The organism is Amycolatopsis sp. TNS106, assembly GCF_019330265.1.
Lineage (GTDB): Bacteria > Actinomycetota > Actinomycetes > Mycobacteriales > Pseudonocardiaceae > Amycolatopsis > Amycolatopsis lurida.
Map to the genome: position 1 here is coordinate 5854766 of NZ_CP024972.1, position 18642 is coordinate 5873407.

Genomic DNA, 18642 nt, shown 5'->3' on the forward strand with positions numbered 1-18642 from the left:
GGAACCGAATGACCAGACCACCCACTCCGCCCGGTGGCGGGCAAGGGCAGCCGCACCAACCCTGGCAACCGCACCAGCGGCAGGGCTGGCACCAGCCACCGCCCTACCCCCACCAGCAGCCCTACCCACAGAACCAGTACGGCCCCCCGCGGCAGGAACCCCCCAAGGGCAAGAAGTTCCTCTTCTGGCTGGTGCCGCTGATCGTCGTGGTGGTCGCCGCCGCGGTGATCGTGCCGATCACGCTGAGCGGCGGCGGAGACGAAGGCCAGGGGCAGGCGGCCCCACCGCCCGCCTCCGGATCGCCGGCCGGGGCGCCGAAGAAGAAATGGGAACTGTCGGGCGCGAAGGACGTCCCGGAGTACAAGCACGGCATCACCACTTGGCTGCACGAAGACGACCTCGTCGTCGTCCGCGACAAGTACGTCGCCGCCTTCACCAGGGCGGACGGCAAACAGCGCTGGCTGGCCGAGGCCCCGGACGGCAAGATCTTTTGCGGTACCGGAGTCGAGCCGGTCGAGGGCAAGATCGTCCTCGCCTTCGGCAAGGCCAAGGCGGGTAGCGAGGACGGCAGCTGCGACAACGCCACCGTCCTCGATCTCAGGGACGGGAAACTCGGCTGGCAGGTGCCGATGGCCATCCCGCAGAAGATGCCGGACCGGGTGGTCTCGGTGGAGGCCGTGGTCACGCAGATCATGGGTGACGTCGTGTTCGTCACCGCGGACCAGGGTTACGCGGCGCTCGACCTGGCCACCGGCGCGATCAAGTGGGCGAAGACGTTCTCCCGCAAGGCCGACGGCGAGGACACCTGTGCCGGGCACGACATGCTGCCGCGGGACAGGAAGGCCGTCGTCGCCGTCTCCTGCCTCACCGGTGATTTCTCGGTCACCGTGATGCAGATCGACCCGGCGACCGGGAACGTCGAGCTGGAGGACAGCGTCCCCCACTCCGGCTACTCGATCTCCGGGATCGGTCTCCTGTCCGTGAAGCCCGTGCTGGCGTACGGCTCGAACACCGAGGAGAGCGCGTACTTCGTCTTCGGCGACGACTTGAAGTTCAAGTCGAAGATCGACGGCGGCAAACCCAACTCCGAGGAGGAGCTCGACGGCACCACCTCGCAGGGCTTCGGGCTCAGCGCCTCGGGTACCGAACACCATCCGAGCGCCATCATCGTGGAAGGCGACACGTTCTACACGCCGACCAGGACGATCGGCGGACAGGTGAACGCGCTCGTCGCGGTGGAACTGAGCACGGGACGGCGCAAGTGGACGGCCTCGGTCCCGGAGGGCACGATCCAGGCGCCGATCAAGATCGTGGACGGCCAGATCCTCGCCCAGGTCGGCCCGGTCCACAACACCGGACCACAGCGGACGGTCAAGATCGCGGTCGCCGACGGGAAGGTGACACCGTTCCTGGAGGCACAGATCCGGAACTCCGAACAGGACGAGACCGGGCCGATCCCGGGCTTCTTCCGGTATCTCTGGGCCGACGATCGCGTCTACGCCGTGGCGGGCAGGTGGTCGAACCTCAGCGTGGACGTTTTCCTGGTCCAAGCCGAGTAGAACGACGAAAAGACCCTCTCCGCCTCGACGGAGAGGGTCTTTTCGTCGTTCCGGGGCCTAGGCGGTGTCCGGTAAGTCTGTTCGATGGGCTTCGTGATCCAGGTGGTTCCTGGCGGTGCGGGCGGATCGGCCTCGTACCGGGTCGTACTCGGCCGCGTCCGCCCGTGCCACCAGGGGCCGCCTGGGCGCGGAGACCGCGAACATGACTTACAGGACAGCGCCTAGTCCAGCCAGGCGGCGGCTTCGGCGGCCCAGTAGGTCAGGATCATGTCCGCGCCCGCGCGGCGGATCGACGTCAGCACCTCGAGGATCGTGCGCTCGCGATCGAGCCAGCCGTTCGCCGCGGCGGCCTCGACCATCGCGTACTCCCCCGAGATGTTGTACGCCGCGACCGGGACCGTCGACGACTCGGCGGCGGCCCTGATGACGTCCAGATAGGACAGCGCGGGCTTGACCATGATCATGTCGGCGCCCTCGGCGATGTCCAGCTCGATCTCGCGCAGTGCCTCACGCACGTTGCCCGAATCCTGCTGGTACGTCTTCCGGTCGCCCTTCAGCTGCGAATCGACGGCCTCACGGAAGGGGCCGTAGAACGCGCTGGCGAACTTCGCCGAGTACGCGAGGATGCCGGTGTCCGTGCGCCCGGCGCGGTCGAGCGCGGCGCGGATGACGCCGACCTGGCCGTCCATCATGCCGCTGGGGCCGAGCAGATGGGCCCCCGCTTCCGCCTGCGCCAGACCCATTTCCGCGTACACGCGCAGGGTCGCGTCGTTGTCGACACCGCCGTCGGCGTCGAGGACCCCGCAATGGCCGTGGTCGGTGAACTCGTCGAGACACGTGTCCGCCATCAGGACCGTCGCGTCGCCGAGCTCGGACCTCAGGTCGCGCAGGGCGACGTTGAGGATGCCGTCCGGGTCGATCGCGCCGGAGCCCTCGGCGTCCCGTGTTTTCGGGATGCCGAACAGCATCAGCCCGCCGACCCCGGCGTTGACCGCGTCGACGGCGGCCTTGCGCAGCGTGTCGCGGGTGTGCTGGACGACGCCGGGCATGCTGGAGATCGGGCGGGGCGCGTCGGCGCCCTCGGCCACGAACATCGGGAGGATCAGCTGGCGTGGGCGCAGCGTCGTCTCACCGACCAGCCTGCGCATCGCCGGAGTGGTACGGAGCCTGCGGGGACGATGTTCGGGAAACACCCTCACGACGGTACTCCCGCTCGCTTGAGAGGTGGTGAACGGCCGAACCTTTCCTAAGGAACGGTAAAGAGTCGCCTTTGTCCGATTCCTCCGCGGTGTGACGTGGGTTACCTTCCCCTGCATGTCGAGCTCAACGGTGACCGACCAACTGGAAGAACCGCCCGTCGGCTGGCGCGCACGGCTGCGCCAGGTCGGGCCAGGGATCATGGCCGCGGCGACCGGGGTCGGCGCGGGCGACCTCGTCGCGACGATGGTGGCCGGATCGCGCTTCGGGTACACGCTGCTGTGGGCGGTACTCGTCGGCACGATCTTCAAACTCGCGCTGGCCGAGGCCGTCGGCCGCTGGCATCTGACCTCGGGCCGGACGATCCTGTCCGGCTGGCGGACGCTCGGGATCTGGGCGCTGATCTACTTCGGGATCTACGCGGTGATCTGGGGCTTCGTCTACGGCGCGACCGCGATGTCCGCGTCGGGCCTGCCGCTGAACGCGCTCTTCCCCGCGCTGTCGGTGCGGTATTGGGCGATGATCTGCGGCCTGCTCGGCTTCGCGCTGGTGTGGTTCGGGCGCTACGCGATCATCGAGAAACTGATGACCGTCCTGGTCGGCATCATGTTCGTGACCGTGGTCGGGACCGCGATCCTCGTCGTGCCGAACTTCGCCGAACTGTTCAAGGGCGCCGTCCCGACCCTGCCCGACGGCTCACTCGTCTACGTCCTCGGCCTGGTCGGCGGCGTCGGCGGCACGATCACCATGGCGGCGTACGGCTACTGGACGCTCGCGAAGGGCTGGCGTTCGTCGAAGTGGCTCCCCATGATGCGCACCGACAACGCCGTCGGCTACGTCATGACCGGCATCTTCGTGATCGCCATGCTGATCGTCGGCGCGGAACTGCTGATGGGCCAGAAGATCATCTCGGGCGACAAGGGCCTGCTGTTCCTCGGCGACACCCTCGCCGCGGATTACGGGCAGTGGGCGCGGATCCCGTTCCTCATCGGCTTCTTCGCCGTTTCGTTCACGTCGGTGATCGGCGTCTGGCACGGCGTGAGCCTGCTCTTCGCGGACTGGTGGCGAATCCTGCGGCTGCCCAAGGATGCGACCGAAAGCGTTGAGACATATGAAAAGAAGGCCGGTGAACGCAGCGTCGCGTACCGGGGATACGTGCTGTGGCTGACCTTCCCGCCGATGGCGTTGCTGTTCCTGGACCAGCCCTTCCAGCTCACCGTGATCTACGGCGTGCTGGGCGCGTTGTTCATGCCATTCCTGGCGGCGACCCTGCTGGTGCTGCTGAACACTTCGCGGGTGCCTCGGGAGGGGCGTTCGCGGTGGCTTTCGAACGGGCTGCTGGGCGTGTGCCTGGCGATGTTCGCGTACCTGGCGTACACGGAGGTCGTGAAGTTCTTCAGCTGAACCACTCGTCAGCGGGCGATGGGTCGTGAGTGGTAAGTGTCGTTCTAACGCTCTTCACCACTCACGACCCCATCCCGGAATTGTCCTATGCAGACGCTCAGGGCCTCACAGCGGAATGGGCTTCGTGGTGCACCCGCCGCCGCCACAGGCCGAAACGGTCAATTTCGTCTGGAACGGCCCGGACTGCAGCATCAGGGTTCGCGTGTCGTCGTCGACGATGACGTCCCGGACTTCCGTGGTCGAACCGGAGAAGACGAACGACGCGATCAGTCTGTCGGAGGGCGAACTGTCGGAGACGGTCGCCACCACCCGGATCTGACCGCCGACGTTCTCGGCGGTCCCCCGCACACTCTGCACCGCGCATCCGAGCGGACTGCAGACCTCGAACGACGTGGACGGCGCCGCGGCGGCGGTACCCGCCAGACCGACGAAACCGAGCGCGAGAGCGCCGGTGGCGATACCGAGCTTGGCGGCGTTGGCAAGAGATTTCATGCTCACTCCCCAGTGATTCTTCCGGTGGTCCCTCGACGCTAGCGTTCACCGCCGCTCACCCGCCCAGGTTTCACCAGGGAATGAAAACGCCCTCTCACGCCACGGAAATCGCGGAGTGAGAGGGCGTTCTCGGCCTGAGGATCAGGAGCGGCGAGCCCGCTTCGCCTTGCGAGGCGGCGGGAGCGCGCCTTCGGCACGGAGCCGGGCGGCGTGCTCGGCGAGTGCGTCGACCAGGTGCGGGACGTCGGCCTTCTCGGGCTGGACGTCGACCCGCAGCCCGAACTCCACGGCGGTCTCCGCGGTCTTCGGGCCGATGCACGCGACCAGCGTGCGGGTGTGCGGCTTGCCGGCGATGCCGACGAGGTTCCGCACGGTCGAGGACGAGGTGAAGCAGACCGCGTCGAAACCGCCGGTCTTGATCATCTCGCGGGTCTCGGCGGGCGGCGGCGCGGCCCGGACGGTGCGGTACGCGGTCACGTCGTCGATCTCCCAGCCGCGTTCGCGCAGGCCTGCCGAAAGGGTCTCGGTGGCGATGTCCGCCCGCGGCAGCAGCACGCGGTCGACCGGGTCGAGGACGTCGTCGTACGGCGGGAACTCGGCGAGGAGACCCTCCGAGGACTGCTCGCCCTCCGGGATCAGCTCGGGGATGATGCCGAAGGAGCGGACCTTCGCGGCGGTCGATTCGCCGACACAGGCGATCTTCACGCCGGAGAAGGCGCGGGCGTCGAGCCCGAACTCCTCGAACTTCTCCCACACCGCGCGAACGGCGTTGGTGGAGGTGAAGACGATCCACTGGTAGCGGCCGTCGACGAGCCCCTTGACCGAACGCTCCATCTGGGCGGGGCTGCGCGGCGGCTCGACCGAGATGGTCGGGACCTCGTGCGAGGTGGCGCCGTGGCCGCGAAGCCGCTCCGCCATCTCACCGGCCTGCTCCTTGGTGCGCGGCACCAGGACCTTCCAGCCGTACAGCGCGCGCGACTCCCACCACGACAGCTTCGAGCGCTGGCCGACGGCCTGGCCGATGGTCACGATGAGCGGGCCGACGAGCTCGCCCGCCTCGTTCGCGACGGTGGCCAGCGTGGTGTCCAGAGTGCGCTGGGTGTTGATGGTGCCGTTGGACGTCACCGCGACCGGGGTGGTCGGCGCCAGCCCGTGCTCGGTCAGCGCGGACGCGGCCTCGGCCAGGTGCGCCGACGTCGCGTGCAGCACGATCGGACCGGGGGTGGCGGCCAGCGCGGCCCACTCGACGTCACCGCGGACGTCGACCTCGGTGTGCGTGCCACCGAGCGCGACACCGGCGTACGCCGGGACGGCCGCGCCGGGCGAGACGCCCGGGATGATGTCGAAGACGGCGCTGGTCCGGGAAACGGCCTGCACCTCGGCGACGACGGCGGGCTGGGTCAGCGGGTCACCGGCGATCAGCCGGAGCACCAGCCGTCCGGCCTTGGCCTCGTTCACCAGGTCCTTGGCGACCTCGGTGGCCTCGCCTACGGCGGGGCGCACTTCGGCACCTTCGGCGGCGAAGGCCAGGACGCCTGCTGGGACGTCCGGGTCGGTCACCACGACCTCGGCCTTGGCGAGCAGCTCCTGAGCGCGGACGGTCAGCAGACCGGCGTCACCGGGGCCCGAGCCCACGAAGGCGACACGCCCGGTGGTCTTACGCGCGGGGGTCATCTGTGCGTTCTCCTCTTGAGCGGCCGCAGTCGAGCGCGGCCCTACCTTCAACGTTCTGACTCACTGGGCGGGGCCGGACAGTGCGCCGGCCCCCAGGTCGAGCAGCTCGGCGGCCAGTGTCCGGCCGAGTTGTTCGGCTTCGTGCTTGTCGGCGAGCGCGGAAGCGCGCACCATGTCGACCGTGTCCCCGTCCTCTTCGACGGCGGCGGTGCCCCGCAGCGAGATCCGCTCGACGACCCGCCCTTCGGCGTCCAGGTCCTCGACGATCTCCGCGAGCGCTCCGACCGGTGCGCTGCACCCGGCTTCCAGCGCCGCGAGCAACGCCCGTTCGGCGGTCGCCACGGCACGGGTGCCTTCATCGTCCACTGTGGACCCGAGCAGGTGCTCGATGTCCACGTCCCCGGTCCGGCACTCCACCGCCAGCGCACCCTGTGCGGGCGCGGGCAGCATCTGGATCGGGTCGAGGGTCTCGGTGATCTCCTCCGCCCGGCCGATCCTGGCCAGTCCGGCACGCGCCAGGATGACGGCGTCCAGCTCTCCGTCGGTCACCTTGCGCATGCGGGTGTCGATATTGCCTCGGATCGGCACGATTTCCAAACCGAGACCGAGCGCGCGCAGCTGCGCGGTGCGTCGCGGCGAGCCGGTGCCGACGGTCGAACCGGGCGGGAGCTCGCCGAGAGTCAGCCCGTCACGGGCGATCAGCGCGTCGCGCGGGTCCTCGCGGCGCGGCACGGCGGCGAGCGTGATGCCGGGCTCCGGCTTCGTCGGCAGGTCCTTGTACGAGTGCACGATGACGTCGACTTCCTCGCGCAGCAAGGCTTCGCGCAGCGCGGAAGTGAAGACGCCGACCCCGATCGTCGGGATCGGCGCGGACGACTTGTCGCCGGGCGTCGTCACGGTGACGAGCTCGACCTCGGCCCCGGTGGCGCGCAGGGCGTCGGCGATGGTGCCGGTCTGCGCGAGGGCGAGTTTGCTGCCGCGTGTCCCGATGCGGATGACTCTGCTCACTGATGATCACTGTCTTTCGTAGCGGTGGGACTCGCCACCGCGGCGGGCGCCTGCGGGTCGAGACAGAACAGCTCGCGCAGCGCGTTGGCGTAATCGGTGTCGGCCGTCTCGGCGGCCAGCTGCTTGACCCGCACCGTCGGCGCGTGGAGCAGCTTGTCGACCACGCGGCGGACCGTGCGGCCGACCTCCTCGCGGACCCCGGGTTCGAGGTCCGGCAGGCGGTTGTCCAGCCGCAGCAGCTCGGCGTCGACCACCTCGGCCGCGCGGCGCCGCAGCGCCGTCACCGTCGGGGTGACCTCGGCGCTGCGCTGGCCGGCGAGGTACTCGCGCACCTCGTCGAGCACGATGCCGGTGGCCTTCGCGGTCTGCCGTTCGGTGGTCGGGGTGCCCGCTTCCCGCATGCGGCGCTGGATGGTCTCGAGATCGACCACGGTGACGTCGGCCAGCTCGGCGACGTCGTGATCGACGTCGCGCGGGAGGCCGAGGTCGCAGACGACCAGCGGGCGCCCGGCGCGGGCCGTGACGTGCGCGGCGGTGAAGACCGCGGCCTGCGCGCCGGTGCAGCAGACGACGACGTCCGCTTCGGCGACCGCGTCCGCGATGCCGCTCATCTGGACGGCCTTGGCGGGTACGCCCTGCTCGACGCTCGCGGCGGCGAGGCGGGCGGCCCTCGCCTCGGTGCGGTTGGCGATGGTGATCTCGCCGATGCCGGATTTGCGCAGCTGGGACGCGGTCAGCGCGCCCATCGAACCGGCGCCGACGATCAGCGCGTGCTTGCCCGCGATGTCGCCCGCGGCGGCCAGCGCCTCGGAGACCACCGACGCGCCCAGCTGGTCGAGGCCGGTCTCGGTGTGGACGCGTTTGCCGACGCGGAGCGTGGTCTGGATCAGCTCGTGCAGCGTGCGGCCGACGGTGCCCGCCTCGCGCGCGGTGGCGTACGAGGACCGGATCTGGCCGAGGATCTGCGTCTCGCCGACGACCATCGAGTCCAGCCCGGAGGTGACCGAGAACAGATGCTCGATCGCGGCACCCGCGTAGTGCACGTACAGCGAGTCGTACAGGTCCGCGGGCTGCATCCCGGCCTGGCGGGCGAGCACGTCGGAGACGCCGTTCAGGCCGCCGTGGAAGGTCTCGACGACGGCGTAGACCTCGATGCGGTTGCAGGTCGAGACGAGGATCGCCTCGCTGACGTGCTCGGCCTGCTGCAGTTCGTGGAGCACCTTGGTCACGTCGGTCGCGGGGACCGCGACGCGTTCCAGGGTGCTCAGCTCGGCACTGCGGTGCGAGAGCCCGACCGCCAACACGCTCATTTCAGCGCACCACCATTCCGTTGCCGTGGCCGTTCACGCTGCCATTGTCGGCGCCCCCGGGGCCACCGTCTGCTCCGCCGTTGCCGTTAGCGGCCAGATCGGCGCGGCGAGCGACGTGGAACGACAGGATCTGCAGCTCGACCGCGAGATCGACCTTGCGCACCTCGATATGTGCCGGCACCTGCAGCACCACCGGGGCGAAATTCAGGATGCACTGCACGCCACCTGCGACGAGGCGGTCGCAGACCGACTGCGCGGCGGTGGGCGGCGTGGCGATGACACCGATGGAGATCTGCCGTTCGGCGCAGACTTTGGGGATCTCGTCGAGATGCGAGACCGGGAGGCCGCCGACCGGGACGCCGACCAGGTCGGGGTCGAGGTCGAACAACGCCTCGACCGGGAACCCGCGTCCCGGGAAGCCGCCGTAGTTGGCCAGCGCGTGCCCCAGGTTGCCGATGCCGACCACAGCGACCTTGTGCTTGCGGGTCAGGCCGAGGATCCGCTCGATCTGGCTGACCAGGACCTGGACGTCGTAGCCGACGCCGCGGGTGCCGTAGGAGCCGAGGTAGGACAGGTCCTTGCGCAGTTTCGCGGAGTTGACGCCCGCGGCCTGGGAAAGCTCCTCGCTGGAGATCGTCGTCGCGCCCTGCTCGGCCAGCCCGGAGAGGACACGGAGGTAGACGGCGAGGCGGGCGACGGCGGCTTCGGGGATCGACTTCGCGCGGACCGCTTCCGGTTCGGCGGTGGCCTCGACGGCGGGCATCTCCGCGGTGGGCGCGTTGTCGGCGTCCGGTGTCACCCGGGTGCGCCGGCCTCGTTGCGACACCACGCTTGTCCGCTCCTCTGGTCCTGCTGACGACATGAGTCGCCCGAACCTGAAAATCGGCTCTTGACCCGCCGCGCTGAGTCCGGTTCGATGCCGGGCGCTTTCGGAGGCGACGTATCTACGGTAGCCACTTGTGAACGCAGGCACAAAGTCACTGGTAGGTGCTGTGGTCAGTCTCTCTAGCGCGCGTTGACCGACACCGTGTGCCAGCCGGTGGCGCCGTCCGGCACGGTTCCCGCGCGCTCCTGCGTCTGCGTGTGGCCCGACTGGTCCGTCGCCCGGACGGCGATCTCGTGCTGACCAGGGGCGACCTGCACTTCCGTCCACCACATCCGCCAGGTGTCCTTCGACGTCTCGGCGGACAGGACGGCCTCCTGCCACGGCCCTTGATCGACCCGGACCTCCACCTTCGCGACACCGGTGTGCTGCGCCCACGCGGTCCCGGACACCACGACCTTGCCCGCGTTCACGGCCGAACCGGGCGCGTCGATCCGCGACTGGGTCTTCACCGGCGCTTCCCTGGCCCAGCCGCGGCCGAGCCAGTAGGCCTGGCGTTCCGCCCACGTGGTGATCTCCAGTTCGGTCACCCATTTCGTGGCGGACACGTAGCCGTAGAGCCCGGGGATCACGATCCGCGCGGGGAAGCCGTGCTCGATCGGGAGCGGTTCGCCGTCCATGCCGAGGGCGAGCATCGCGCCGCGCCGCGGGTCCAGTGCGGCTTCGACCGGGGTGCCGCAGGTCCAGCCGTCGACACTGGTCGCGAACATCTGCTCGGCGCCGGGTTTCACCCCCGCTTCGATCAGCAAGTCGCGCAGGTCGATGCCGATCCAGCGGGCGTTGGAGATGTACGGGCCGCCGACCTCGTTGGAGACGCAGCACAGGGTGACGTCGCGTTCGATCAGCGGCCGCGAACGCAGATCTTCATACCTGTAGGTGACTTCGCGGTCGACCATCCCGCGGATCTGCAGGCTCCAGTCCTCGGTGCGGACCTGCGGAACCACCAGCGCCGTGTCGATCCGATAGAAATCCTTCGAAGGAGTGATGTACGGCGGGGTGCCGAGCTTCGCGAAGTCCGCGTCGGGCGGGATCGGCGGCGCGGTCCTCGCGGCGACGAGCCTGCCGACCGCGGCACGCGACTCCTCGGCGTTCTTCCTGGTTCCGACGATCTGGCCGGTCAGCGCGGCGACCCCCGCCCCCGCTGCGACCGACGCGCCCGTGATCAGCACCTTCCGCCGGTCCGGGCCTTCGCCTTCACGGTCGTCGAAGAACACCTTCGGGCGGAAGAACGAGTGCAGCCGGGTGAACACGACGAGCGCGACGACGGTGGCGAGCACCGGCGCGAGCAGCGCGATCTGCCCGAGGTCGGTACGCACGAAGACGGCCGCGACGCCCGCCGCGCCGAGCAAGCCGACGATCACCTGGCCCGGGAGCGGGTTGCGGCGCGAGAGCTGCCCGGCGAGCAGCGCGAACAGCACCAGCACGACGGCGAGACCGATTTTGAGGACGAACTTGTCCCAGGTCTCCAGCGTCTGCTCGGCCCAGGCGACCACCGCGTGCGGGCTGTGGTCGATGACGAAGTTCGCGACGGCGACGAACGGCGAGGCCGTGTACCCGACGAAGCCCGCGACGAGATGCCCCACGCCGAGCGCGGCCACCAGCGACAGAAGGCCGGTCAGCGCGGCTTGCGAGAAGGTGAGCCTGCGTTCGTCGTCCACGACTCCATCTTCACCACGGATACGCCCGGAGGTCGGCTGAACGCCCTTACGAGACTGTTACGCCAGGGCCTTTCGGAGCCTGTCCTCTTCCACACGCCAGTAGCCGTGCTCGGCGTCGTCGACCAGGATCACCGGCACGCGGTCGCCGTATTCGGCCCGCCATTCGGGGTCGCTGTCGACGTCCTCCGCCGACCAGGCGACGCCGAGTTCGCCGCAGATCCGCTCGATGTCCTGTTCCGCGACCTCGCACAGATGGCAACCCGTGCGGGTCATGACGGTCACGTGGTGGGCCATGGCCCCATCCTTACCTGAGGCGCATTCTGCGCAGCTTCCCGGTGGCCGAATGTGGGAGCGACTCGGCGAACTCGACGGTGTGCGGCACTTTGTACCCGGCCAGGTGCTCCGCGCAGTGCTCGACGACCTGCTGCTCCGAAAGCGAAGCGCCGGGCGCGGGAACGACGACGGCCTTCACCGCTTCGCCGGTCCGCTCGTCGACGACGCCGACGACGCCCGCCTCGACGACCTCGTCCAGCATCGAGATCACGTTCTCGACCTCGTGCGGGAAGACGTTGAACCCGTTGACGATGATCAGGTCGTTGGCCCGGTCCACCAGGTGCAGGTCGCCGTCGGTGTCGAGGTAGCCGACGTCGCCGGTGCGGAACCAGCCGTCCTCGTCGGGACCGTGGGAGCCGTCGGGCCAGTAACCGGAGAACAGGTTCGCGCCGCGGATCGACACCAGACCGGTGCCGCCGTCCTCGTCGAAGGCGTCGCCGAGGTCGTCCGGGTCCAGCGGGACGGGCTCCGCGTCGCCGTCGCTGTCGACCAGCCGGAGCTCGACGCCGGGCAGCGGCCGCCCGACCGAACCCGGCTTCGGGTAGCCGGTGACCAGCGTCGTGGTGACCACGGGCGCGCATTCGGTGAGGCCGTAGCCCTCGTAGACGTCGAGGCCGGTGGCGCCGCGGAGGGCCGTGAGGATTTTGGGGTGCAGCGGCGCCGCGCCCGACGTCATCCGCCGGACGGTGGACAGGCCCTGCCCGAGTTCCTCGGGGTCCATCGCGGCGAATTCGGCGTACATCGCGGGCACGCCGGCGATCGACGTCACCCGGTATTCGGCGCAGTCGGCCAGCGTGCGCTCCGCGAGGAACCGTTCGGACAGGATCGCCGTCGCGCCGACCGCCGTGGTCTGCAGCAGGCCGGGGCCGAGGCCGTAGACGTGGAACAACGGGATGGTGATGAGCACGCGATCGCCGTGTACGAGCGGCGTGGGGACGATCCGGCTCAGCTGGTCGAGGTTCGCCAGCAGTGCCCGGTGCGACAGCATCACGCCGCGCGGCGGGCCCGTCGTGCCGGAGGTGTACGAGATGACCGCTATGTCCTCACCGGAGCCGGACTCGTCGACCGGTCCGGCTGCTCCATCCGAGGTAACAGGTGGTGAGAGGCTTGTCACTCCGCCGGGGAGTTCCTCGGTGACTTCGCGTTCCAGGACGAGCCGTGCGCCGCTGTGCTCCAGCAACCCGTTCAGTTCCGCCGCAGGGGCCTGCGGCGAGATCGGGACGACCACCGCGCCGGCACGGAGCGCCCCGAACAGCGAGACGGCGAACGCGGCCGAAGTCGGCAGCCGCAACGCCACCCTGTCACCGCGCTCGATTCCCGCGTCGAGCAGGGCGCGCGCCAGTGCGTGGGCGGCGTCGTCGAGGCCCGACCAGGTCAGCGCGACCCCTCCGCCGGTCTCCTGGACGGCCGCCTTGCCGGGCCACTGACGGGCGGCCTCGGCGAGCAAAGTGGGCACGCTTCCTTCGGCAACCTGCTCCGCGCTCAACTGCGAACCTCTTCCCTCGGTGAACGGCGTTGTCAGTTTGTCATCTCGGCCACCGTCATGGGGGTCACTCGCTTTCGTCGCAGTTCCGTAACCCCGCCACCGCTACCTACTTCGCGGTAACTACACGTATGCTGCTGGGCGTCGTCGAGTGGTGTTGATCACTCGATGGTGAGAAAGGGAGTCCGGACGTGCAGATCTTGCAGGCCCACGCAGCGGTGGGACATGCGGGCCGGTACTCCCTGTCCGGAACGGGAGGTGCGCCATGACTCTTCCCGCGCCGAATCCCGTCTCCATGGTGGCGGGCCACATCCTCCGCCGGAGTGGTTTCCCCGCGGCGGCGCCGGCCCGGCCGAAAGTCGAGGAAAACGACGACGCCGCCGAAGCCGCCAAGGCCGAGGCATGGGATCTGGTCAGCGCCGCGCAGGGCGGAGACACCTCCGCGTTCGGGCGGCTCTACGACCGCTACGTCGACGTCGTCTACCGCTACGTCCTGTTCCGCCTCGGCGACCGGGACCTCGCCGAGGACGTCACCAGCGAGACGTTCCTCCGCGCGCTGCGCCGCATCACGTCGGTGAGCTACCAGGGGCGTGACGTCGGCGCCTGGTTCGTCACCATCGCGCGCAACATCATCCTCGACCACGTGAAGTCGAGCCGGTTCCGTCTCGAAGTGGTCACCGACGAGGTCGCCGAGCCCAACGGGGCTCCGATCGGGAACGTCGGCGTGCAGGCGGTCGCGGGGCCCGAACAGCAGGCCATCAGCCGCGCCACCCGCGCCGAACTGCTGCGCTGCGTCGCCGAACTCGGCGAGGATCAGCGCGAGTGCATCGTGTTGCGGTTCATGCAGGGGCTGTCGGTCGCCGAGACCGCGGCGATCATGAAGCGGAACGAGGGCGCCATCAAGGCCCTTCAGCACCGCGCGGTACGCCGTTTGGCACAACTTCTGCCCACCGGATTGCGTTAACCCGCCGATATACCCACCACCACCCTCAACGGAAACGCTCCGCGTTGCGGCATCGATCCAATATTCATCCCTCACCCGGCCTTGCCGTAACCCTTGGGCGTCCCCGCTCGTTTTCACAGCCAGACCGGTGTCAGGACCGGGCTGAGCAGATGGAGACTTCGCCGTGGGCGTGCCGGGATGGTTCGCGCGGGAGCGGGCGGACGGTGACCGCTTCGCCGACCTTGTCGACGGCACCGAATCCCCGGACGGCGACGAGTTCGCGCACGAACTCGCGCTCGTCGGCGGCTTGCGCGAGCTGGGCGCCGGCGGCGCCCCCGACGCGGAGACCCGGCAGCGGATCCGTGACGAGATCGCCGGGCGGCTCGCCGAGGCCGAAGCCGCCCCCAAGCGTCGTGGGCACCTCGTCGCCAACCTCGCGGCCGCCGCCGTCGCACTCGTGCTGGCGCTGGGCGGCATCACCTTGCTGCTGTCCAAGGACGCGTTGCCGGGCGATCCGCTGTACGGCATCAAACGCGCGGGTGAATCGGCCGCGCTCGGGCTCACCTTCGACGAACAGGACAAGGCGAAGAAGCATCTGGAGTTCGCCGCGAACCGCGTCGGCGAGCTCGACGAACTGACGCGGCAGGGCGCGCCCACCGACGCCTACTTCACCGGCCTCACCGATTTCGAGACGGATCTGCGCGCCGGTGTCTCGCGGCTCACCGCGCTCGTCACCGATCAGGGTGGCCAGACGCCGCTCGCCGAACTCCGCACCTGGGCACGGAACCAGTCCGACCGGCTCGGTCTCCAGGTCGAGCACGCGCCCGCCGAAGCGCGCGACAAGTTCTCCGCGGCCCGCGCCCTGCTCGACAAGGTCCAGGAGCGCACGACGGATCTCGGCTCGCGCCTGGTCTGCTACACGATCACCACGGGCTCTTCCGACGAACTGGGCGCGGTCCCGGCCGCCGGTGACTGCGTCCGCGACCCCGATTCCCCCGAGGCGGTGCTGCCGCCGGTGACGTCTTCCCCGCCGTCGTCGGCACCGACCGGGTCACCGGCACCGGTGACCTCCGCGCCGCCGTCGTCCGCCGGGGAGACCGCGGCGCCGACCGGACCGATCGCGCCGCCGACCGGGGGCACGCCGCCGCCCGTGGCACCCGTCCCCGGCCCGACGAACCTGCCGCCGCTGCCGACGACCACCACCACGCCGAAGCCACCGCTGATTTCGATTCCGCCGCTCATTCCGGGATTACCGCCGATAACCATCGGCTGACTCGGTGTCACGTGAGGCAGGCACCACACCCGGGACACCGTGCTCGGCCGCTCGCTACGCTGTGCACAGGCACCTGGGATTCCGGAGGCGGTGTGCGTGTCAGTTTGGCGGGGCAAGGATAAGAGTCAAGAGCTCGAACGACTGGCCGAGCTGGCAGGCGAGGCGTCGGCCGAGGCCGCCATGGCGACCGCGTCCGCCGAAGCGCTCGAACCGCCCGCGCCGCCCGCTCCGCCGGACCTGACGGCGGCCGCGTTCTTCGACGTCGACAACACCATGATGATGGGCGCGTCGATCTTCTACTTCGCCCGCGGCCTGGCCGCGCGCAAGTTCTTCACCTCCGCCGATCTGGCCGGATTCGTCTGGCAGCAGGTGAAATTCCGGCTCGGCGGCCGGGAGAACAAAGAGGACATCAAAACCCACCGCGAGCGTGCACTGTCCTTTGTGGCCGGCCGCACCGTGCAGGAACTGACCGACATCAGCGAAGAGATCTACGACGAGCTGATGGCGGACAAGATCTGGTCCGGCACCAGGGCACTCGCGCAGATGCACCTCGACGCCGGCCAGCGCGTCTGGCTCGTCACCGCGACCCCGATCGAGCTCGCGGCCATCATCTCGCGGCGCCTCGGCCTCACCGGCGCGCTGGGCACCGTCGCGGAGACCAAGGACGGCGTCTACACCGGCCGTCTCGTCGGCGACCTGCTGCACGGCCGGGCGAAAGCCCACGCCGTCCGGGCGCTGGCGTCACGCGAAGGGCTGAATCTCAAGCGCTGCACGGCGTATTCGGACTCGCAGAACGACGTTCCGATGCTGTCCGTCGTCGGGACCGCGGTCGCGGTGAACCCGGACGGCGGACTTCGTGACGTCGCACGGGCACGCGGCTGGGAGATCCGCGACTTCCGGACCGGGCGGAAGGCCGCGAAGATCGGCGTGCCTTCGGTGCTCGGTGTCGGTGCCGTGGCCGGTGCCGTCGCGGCGGGCATGGCCTACCGGAAGCGCTGACCGCGTTTCGTCCTCTGGATGCGGTCCTGGCCTTCAACGACGTTGCGAAGCGCCGACCCGTCACTCGCGTGCTTGAAGCCGTCATTCGCGTGCTTGGGGCCGTAACTCGTGAGTTACGGCCCCAAGCACGCGAGTCACGGGTCTGATCACGCGAGTTACGTGTTCTAGCCCTTGAACACGCTCTTCCGCTGCGAAAGGCGTTTGTACAGCGACTGCTGGATCGACTCCCGCACCTGGTCGGTCAGCGTGAACACCAGCATCGGGTCGTCGACCGCGTCCGCGTCGTAGGTGTCCGTGCGGATGGGTTCGCCGAACTCGATGCTCCACTTCGTCGGCAGCGGGATCGCGCCGAGCGGGCCGAGCAGCGGGAAGAGCGGCGTCACCGGGAAGTACGGCAGGCCGAGCAGACGCGCGAGGAGCTTGATGTCGCCGATCTTCGGGTAGATCTCCTCGGCGCCGACGACCGACACGGGGATGATCGGCACGCCGGTCCGCAACGCGGCCGAGACGAACCCACCGCGGCCGAACCGCTGCAGTTTGTACCGCGACGAGAACGGTTTCCCGATCCCCTTGAACCCCTCCGGCCAGACACCGACGAGTTCTCCCTTGCGCAGCAAGCGTTCCGCGTCGGCGTTGCAGGCAAGGGTCTGCCCGGACTTGCGGGCGAAGGAGCCGACCAGCGGCACCTGGAACACCAGATCCGCGCCGAGGCCGCGCAGATGCCTGCCGCCGGGGACGTGGTCGTGCACGGCGACGGCGGTCATCAGCGCGTCGAGCGGCAACGTGCCGGAGTGGTTCGACACCAGCAGCGCGCCACCGTCGGCGGGCAGGTTCTCGACGCCGAAGGTGTCGACGCGGAACCACTTCTCGTACAGCGCGCGCAGCGGGGGCAACAGCAGGGTCTCGGTGAGCTCGGCGTCGAAGCCGAACTCGTCGACGGTGTAGTCACCGGTCAACCGGTCGCGCAGGAAACCCAGCGCCGTCCTGAGCGAAGCCGGGAGGAGCTCCGCGTCGGCCGGACGGGTCCTGGCGGGCGCGACACGCGCCGCCCCCGGGAATTCGACGACGGGCGCGTCCGCCCGGCGCTCCTGCTCCAGATGTTCCTGCGCTTCTTCCGACTCGCGAAGATCCCGTTCCGCTTGAACGGCCGGGTCCGGCTTCTCTCTGCCGGGGCCGTGCAACGGGATGACCTGCGCTTCAGCGCCGCTCACGTTTTCCGCCTCGCCTTCGTGAGAGTTTTCGGGGTCGTTCTCGTATGGCCTGCTCACCGGCGCGCCGCCTGTCCGGTCGCCGCGGCCACCAGCACCTTGCTCGCGAACCCGGCCAGCTTGCCGCCGTCCACCACGGGCCGGAGCCCGCGGCCGGAGATGTAGTCGTCGAACGCTTCCCGCGTCGTCCAGCGCGGGGTGTAGCCGAAATCCTTCTTCAGCTTCGTGATGTCCACGACGCGGCCGAAGTTCAGCAGCCGCACCTGATCGGCGGAGAAGTCGACCACGCGGGCTCCGCGCAGCACCTTGCCGACCGACGGCACCACGCCACTGGGCATCGGCAGCTCGACCCGGCCGGCTCGCCGGATCGCCTGAGAAAGGGTGAGTACCCCCTCCGAGCCCACATTGAACACGCCGGGCTTGTCGTTCAGGGTCGCCTGCTCGAACACGGACAGCGCGTCCGAAGCATGGAGCAGCTGGATCCGCGCGTCGTAGCCGAAGACGGTCGGGACGAACGGCAGCGCGAAGTAGCGCGAGAGCACGGTGTCGATCTCGGGGCTGATGATGTTGGCGAACCGGAACAGCGTCGTCGTGATGTCGGGACGGCGGCGCATGAGGCCGCGGACGTAGCCCTCCATCTCGACGGCGTCCTTCGCGTAACCGCTGGTCGAGGTGGGGATGAGTTCGGAATCCTCGGTGAAGACGGCCTGCGAGCGCGCGCCGGCGCCGTAGACGGCGGCCGTCGACTTCACCACGAGCTTGCGCACGAGCGGCGAGCGCTGGCACGCCGCCAAGAGCCGCATCGTGCCGATGACGTTGACCTCTTTGATCGCCGTCCGGCGAGCGGGGCCCGCCGGATGCGCGGTGCACGACGCGTGCACCACGGTGTCGACCTTGGCCGTGCTGATCACCTTGGCGATCAGCGGATTGCGGATGTCGGCACGGACGTATTCGGCGTGGCCCATACGTTGCAGGACCGACTTCCGCGGAGGCGTGGTGTCGACGCCGATCACCCGCTCGAACTCCGGATTGTTGCCGAGTCTGGCGAGCAGCTTCCCGCCAAGGTCTCCCCCGACCCCGGTCACGAGCACGATGTTCGACGGCATAGGACTCCCTGCGGCTTTGGGCGGTTCTCGGACTTCGATCACGGGGTCCTGATGACCTTGAGCGCTGGTCCATCGACCGTGTGTGCGCGTACCTGCACTCATGGGAAGCATC

At 69.4% G+C, this 18642-nt stretch carries 16 protein-coding genes; 5 read left to right on the forward strand and 11 right to left on the reverse strand.

The annotated features are described in order from the left end of the window. Nucleotides 1–8 precede the first annotated feature (8 nt). Entirely contained in the window at nucleotides 9–1559 is a 1551-nt protein-coding gene (locus CVV72_RS26535; RefSeq protein ID WP_219146248.1) for a PQQ-binding-like beta-propeller repeat protein, read from the forward strand. A 221-nt stretch (nucleotides 1560–1780) separates the two neighbouring features. On the opposite strand, the gene hemB is transcribed toward CVV72_RS26535, so the two are convergent. Next, entirely contained in the window at nucleotides 1781–2752 is a 972-nt protein-coding gene (hemB, locus tag CVV72_RS26540; RefSeq protein WP_219154139.1) for a porphobilinogen synthase, read from the reverse strand. 121 nt (nucleotides 2753–2873) lie between these two features. Here hemB and CVV72_RS26545 point away from each other — a divergent pair, with 121 nt between their 5' ends. Continuing rightward, nucleotides 2874–4160, forward strand: coding sequence for an Nramp family divalent metal transporter (locus CVV72_RS26545; RefSeq protein ID WP_219146249.1), 1287 nt, complete (start codon nucleotides 2874–2876; stop codon nucleotides 4158–4160). Nucleotides 4161–4265: 105 nt separating this feature from the next. Here CVV72_RS26545 and CVV72_RS26550 read toward each other — a convergent pair whose 3' ends face one another. The 8 genes from CVV72_RS26550 to CVV72_RS26585 all read right to left on the reverse strand — a co-directional run bounded on the left by CVV72_RS26550 (nucleotide 4266) and on the right by CVV72_RS26585 (nucleotide 12974). Next, entirely contained in the window at nucleotides 4266–4652 is a 387-nt protein-coding gene (locus CVV72_RS26550) for a hypothetical protein (protein WP_219146250.1), read from the reverse strand. Between the two features lie 141 nt (nucleotides 4653–4793). Further along, nucleotides 4794–6326: a bifunctional uroporphyrinogen-III C-methyltransferase/uroporphyrinogen-III synthase gene (locus tag CVV72_RS26555; protein ID WP_034310603.1), complete on the reverse strand. Its 1533-nt coding sequence runs from the start codon at nucleotides 6324–6326 to the stop codon at nucleotides 4794–4796. A 60-nt stretch (nucleotides 6327–6386) separates the two neighbouring features. Beyond that, complete coding sequence (gene hemC, locus CVV72_RS26560) at nucleotides 6387–7334, reverse strand: hydroxymethylbilane synthase (RefSeq protein ID WP_034310599.1); 948 nt, start codon at nucleotides 7332–7334, stop codon at nucleotides 6387–6389. Next, a complete protein-coding gene (locus CVV72_RS26565; RefSeq protein WP_219146251.1) occupies nucleotides 7331–8644 on the reverse strand; it encodes a glutamyl-tRNA reductase in 1314 nt (437 codons plus the stop codon). Before CVV72_RS26565 ends, hemC begins: the two co-directional genes overlap by 4 nt. Before the next feature lies 1 nt (nucleotide 8645). After that, nucleotides 8646–9473: a redox-sensing transcriptional repressor Rex gene (locus tag CVV72_RS26570; RefSeq protein ID WP_228708039.1), complete on the reverse strand. Its 828-nt coding sequence runs from the start codon at nucleotides 9471–9473 to the stop codon at nucleotides 8646–8648. 176 nt (nucleotides 9474–9649) lie between these two features. Continuing rightward, a complete protein-coding gene (locus CVV72_RS26575; RefSeq protein ID WP_219146252.1) occupies nucleotides 9650–11185 on the reverse strand; it encodes a molybdopterin-dependent oxidoreductase in 1536 nt (511 codons plus the stop codon). Nucleotides 11186–11242: 57 nt separating this feature from the next. Further along, nucleotides 11243–11479: a glutaredoxin family protein gene (locus CVV72_RS26580; RefSeq protein ID WP_037332991.1), complete on the reverse strand. Its 237-nt coding sequence runs from the start codon at nucleotides 11477–11479 to the stop codon at nucleotides 11243–11245. Nucleotides 11480–11489: 10 nt separating this feature from the next. After that, entirely contained in the window at nucleotides 11490–12974 is a 1485-nt protein-coding gene (locus tag CVV72_RS26585; RefSeq protein ID WP_219146253.1) for an AMP-binding protein, read from the reverse strand. 292 nt (nucleotides 12975–13266) lie between these two features. On the opposite strand from CVV72_RS26585, the gene CVV72_RS26590 reads away from it, so the two are divergent. The 3 genes from CVV72_RS26590 to CVV72_RS26600 all read left to right on the forward strand — a co-directional run bounded on the left by CVV72_RS26590 (nucleotide 13267) and on the right by CVV72_RS26600 (nucleotide 16216). After that, nucleotides 13267–13965 carry a sigma-70 family RNA polymerase sigma factor gene (locus CVV72_RS26590; RefSeq protein ID WP_219146254.1) on the forward strand — a complete coding sequence of 233 codons (699 nt, stop codon included), beginning with the start codon at nucleotides 13267–13269 and terminating at the stop codon, nucleotides 13963–13965. Nucleotides 13966–14128: 163 nt separating this feature from the next. After that, the gene (locus CVV72_RS26595) at nucleotides 14129–15217 is read left to right on the forward strand and encodes a DUF5667 domain-containing protein (RefSeq protein ID WP_219146255.1); all 1089 of its coding nucleotides are present in this window, start codon (nucleotides 14129–14131) and stop codon (nucleotides 15215–15217) included. Nucleotides 15218–15313: 96 nt separating this feature from the next. Then, nucleotides 15314–16216 carry an HAD family phosphatase gene (locus CVV72_RS26600; RefSeq protein ID WP_192747707.1) on the forward strand — a complete coding sequence of 301 codons (903 nt, stop codon included), beginning with the start codon at nucleotides 15314–15316 and terminating at the stop codon, nucleotides 16214–16216. A 164-nt stretch (nucleotides 16217–16380) separates the two neighbouring features. Here the strand turns inward: CVV72_RS26600 and CVV72_RS26605 are convergent, their stop codons facing one another. Both CVV72_RS26605 and CVV72_RS26610 read right to left on the reverse strand, forming a co-directional pair. Next, on the reverse strand, nucleotides 16381–17484 hold the full coding sequence (locus CVV72_RS26605) for a lysophospholipid acyltransferase family protein (protein WP_219146256.1): 1104 nt from the start codon (nucleotides 17482–17484) through the stop codon (nucleotides 16381–16383). After that, entirely contained in the window at nucleotides 17481–18530 is a 1050-nt protein-coding gene (locus CVV72_RS26610) for an NAD-dependent epimerase/dehydratase family protein (protein WP_219146257.1), read from the reverse strand. The genes CVV72_RS26605 and CVV72_RS26610 overlap by 4 nt, the downstream gene beginning before the upstream one ends. Nucleotides 18531–18642 lie beyond the last annotated feature (112 nt).

Coding starts and splice junctions, on each gene's coding strand:
- CVV72_RS26535 (WP_219146248.1), top strand. CDS start 9: ATGACCAGACCACCCACTCCGCCCGGTGGCGGGCAAGGGCAGCCGCAC.
- CVV72_RS26565 (WP_219146251.1), bottom strand. CDS start 8,644: ATGAGCGTGTTGGCGGTCGGGCTCTCGCACCGCAGTGCCGAGCTGAGC.
- CVV72_RS26590 (WP_219146254.1), top strand. CDS start 13,267: ATGACTCTTCCCGCGCCGAATCCCGTCTCCATGGTGGCGGGCCACATC.
- CVV72_RS26580 (WP_037332991.1), bottom strand. CDS start 11,479: ATGGCCCACCACGTGACCGTCATGACCCGCACGGGTTGCCATCTGTGC.
- CVV72_RS26545 (WP_219146249.1), top strand. CDS start 2,874: ATGTCGAGCTCAACGGTGACCGACCAACTGGAAGAACCGCCCGTCGGC.
- CVV72_RS26610 (WP_219146257.1), bottom strand. CDS start 18,530: ATGCCGTCGAACATCGTGCTCGTGACCGGGGTCGGGGGAGACCTTGGC.
- CVV72_RS26550 (WP_219146250.1), bottom strand. CDS start 4,652: ATGAAATCTCTTGCCAACGCCGCCAAGCTCGGTATCGCCACCGGCGCT.
- CVV72_RS26555 (WP_034310603.1), bottom strand. CDS start 6,326: ATGACCCCCGCGCGTAAGACCACCGGGCGTGTCGCCTTCGTGGGCTCG.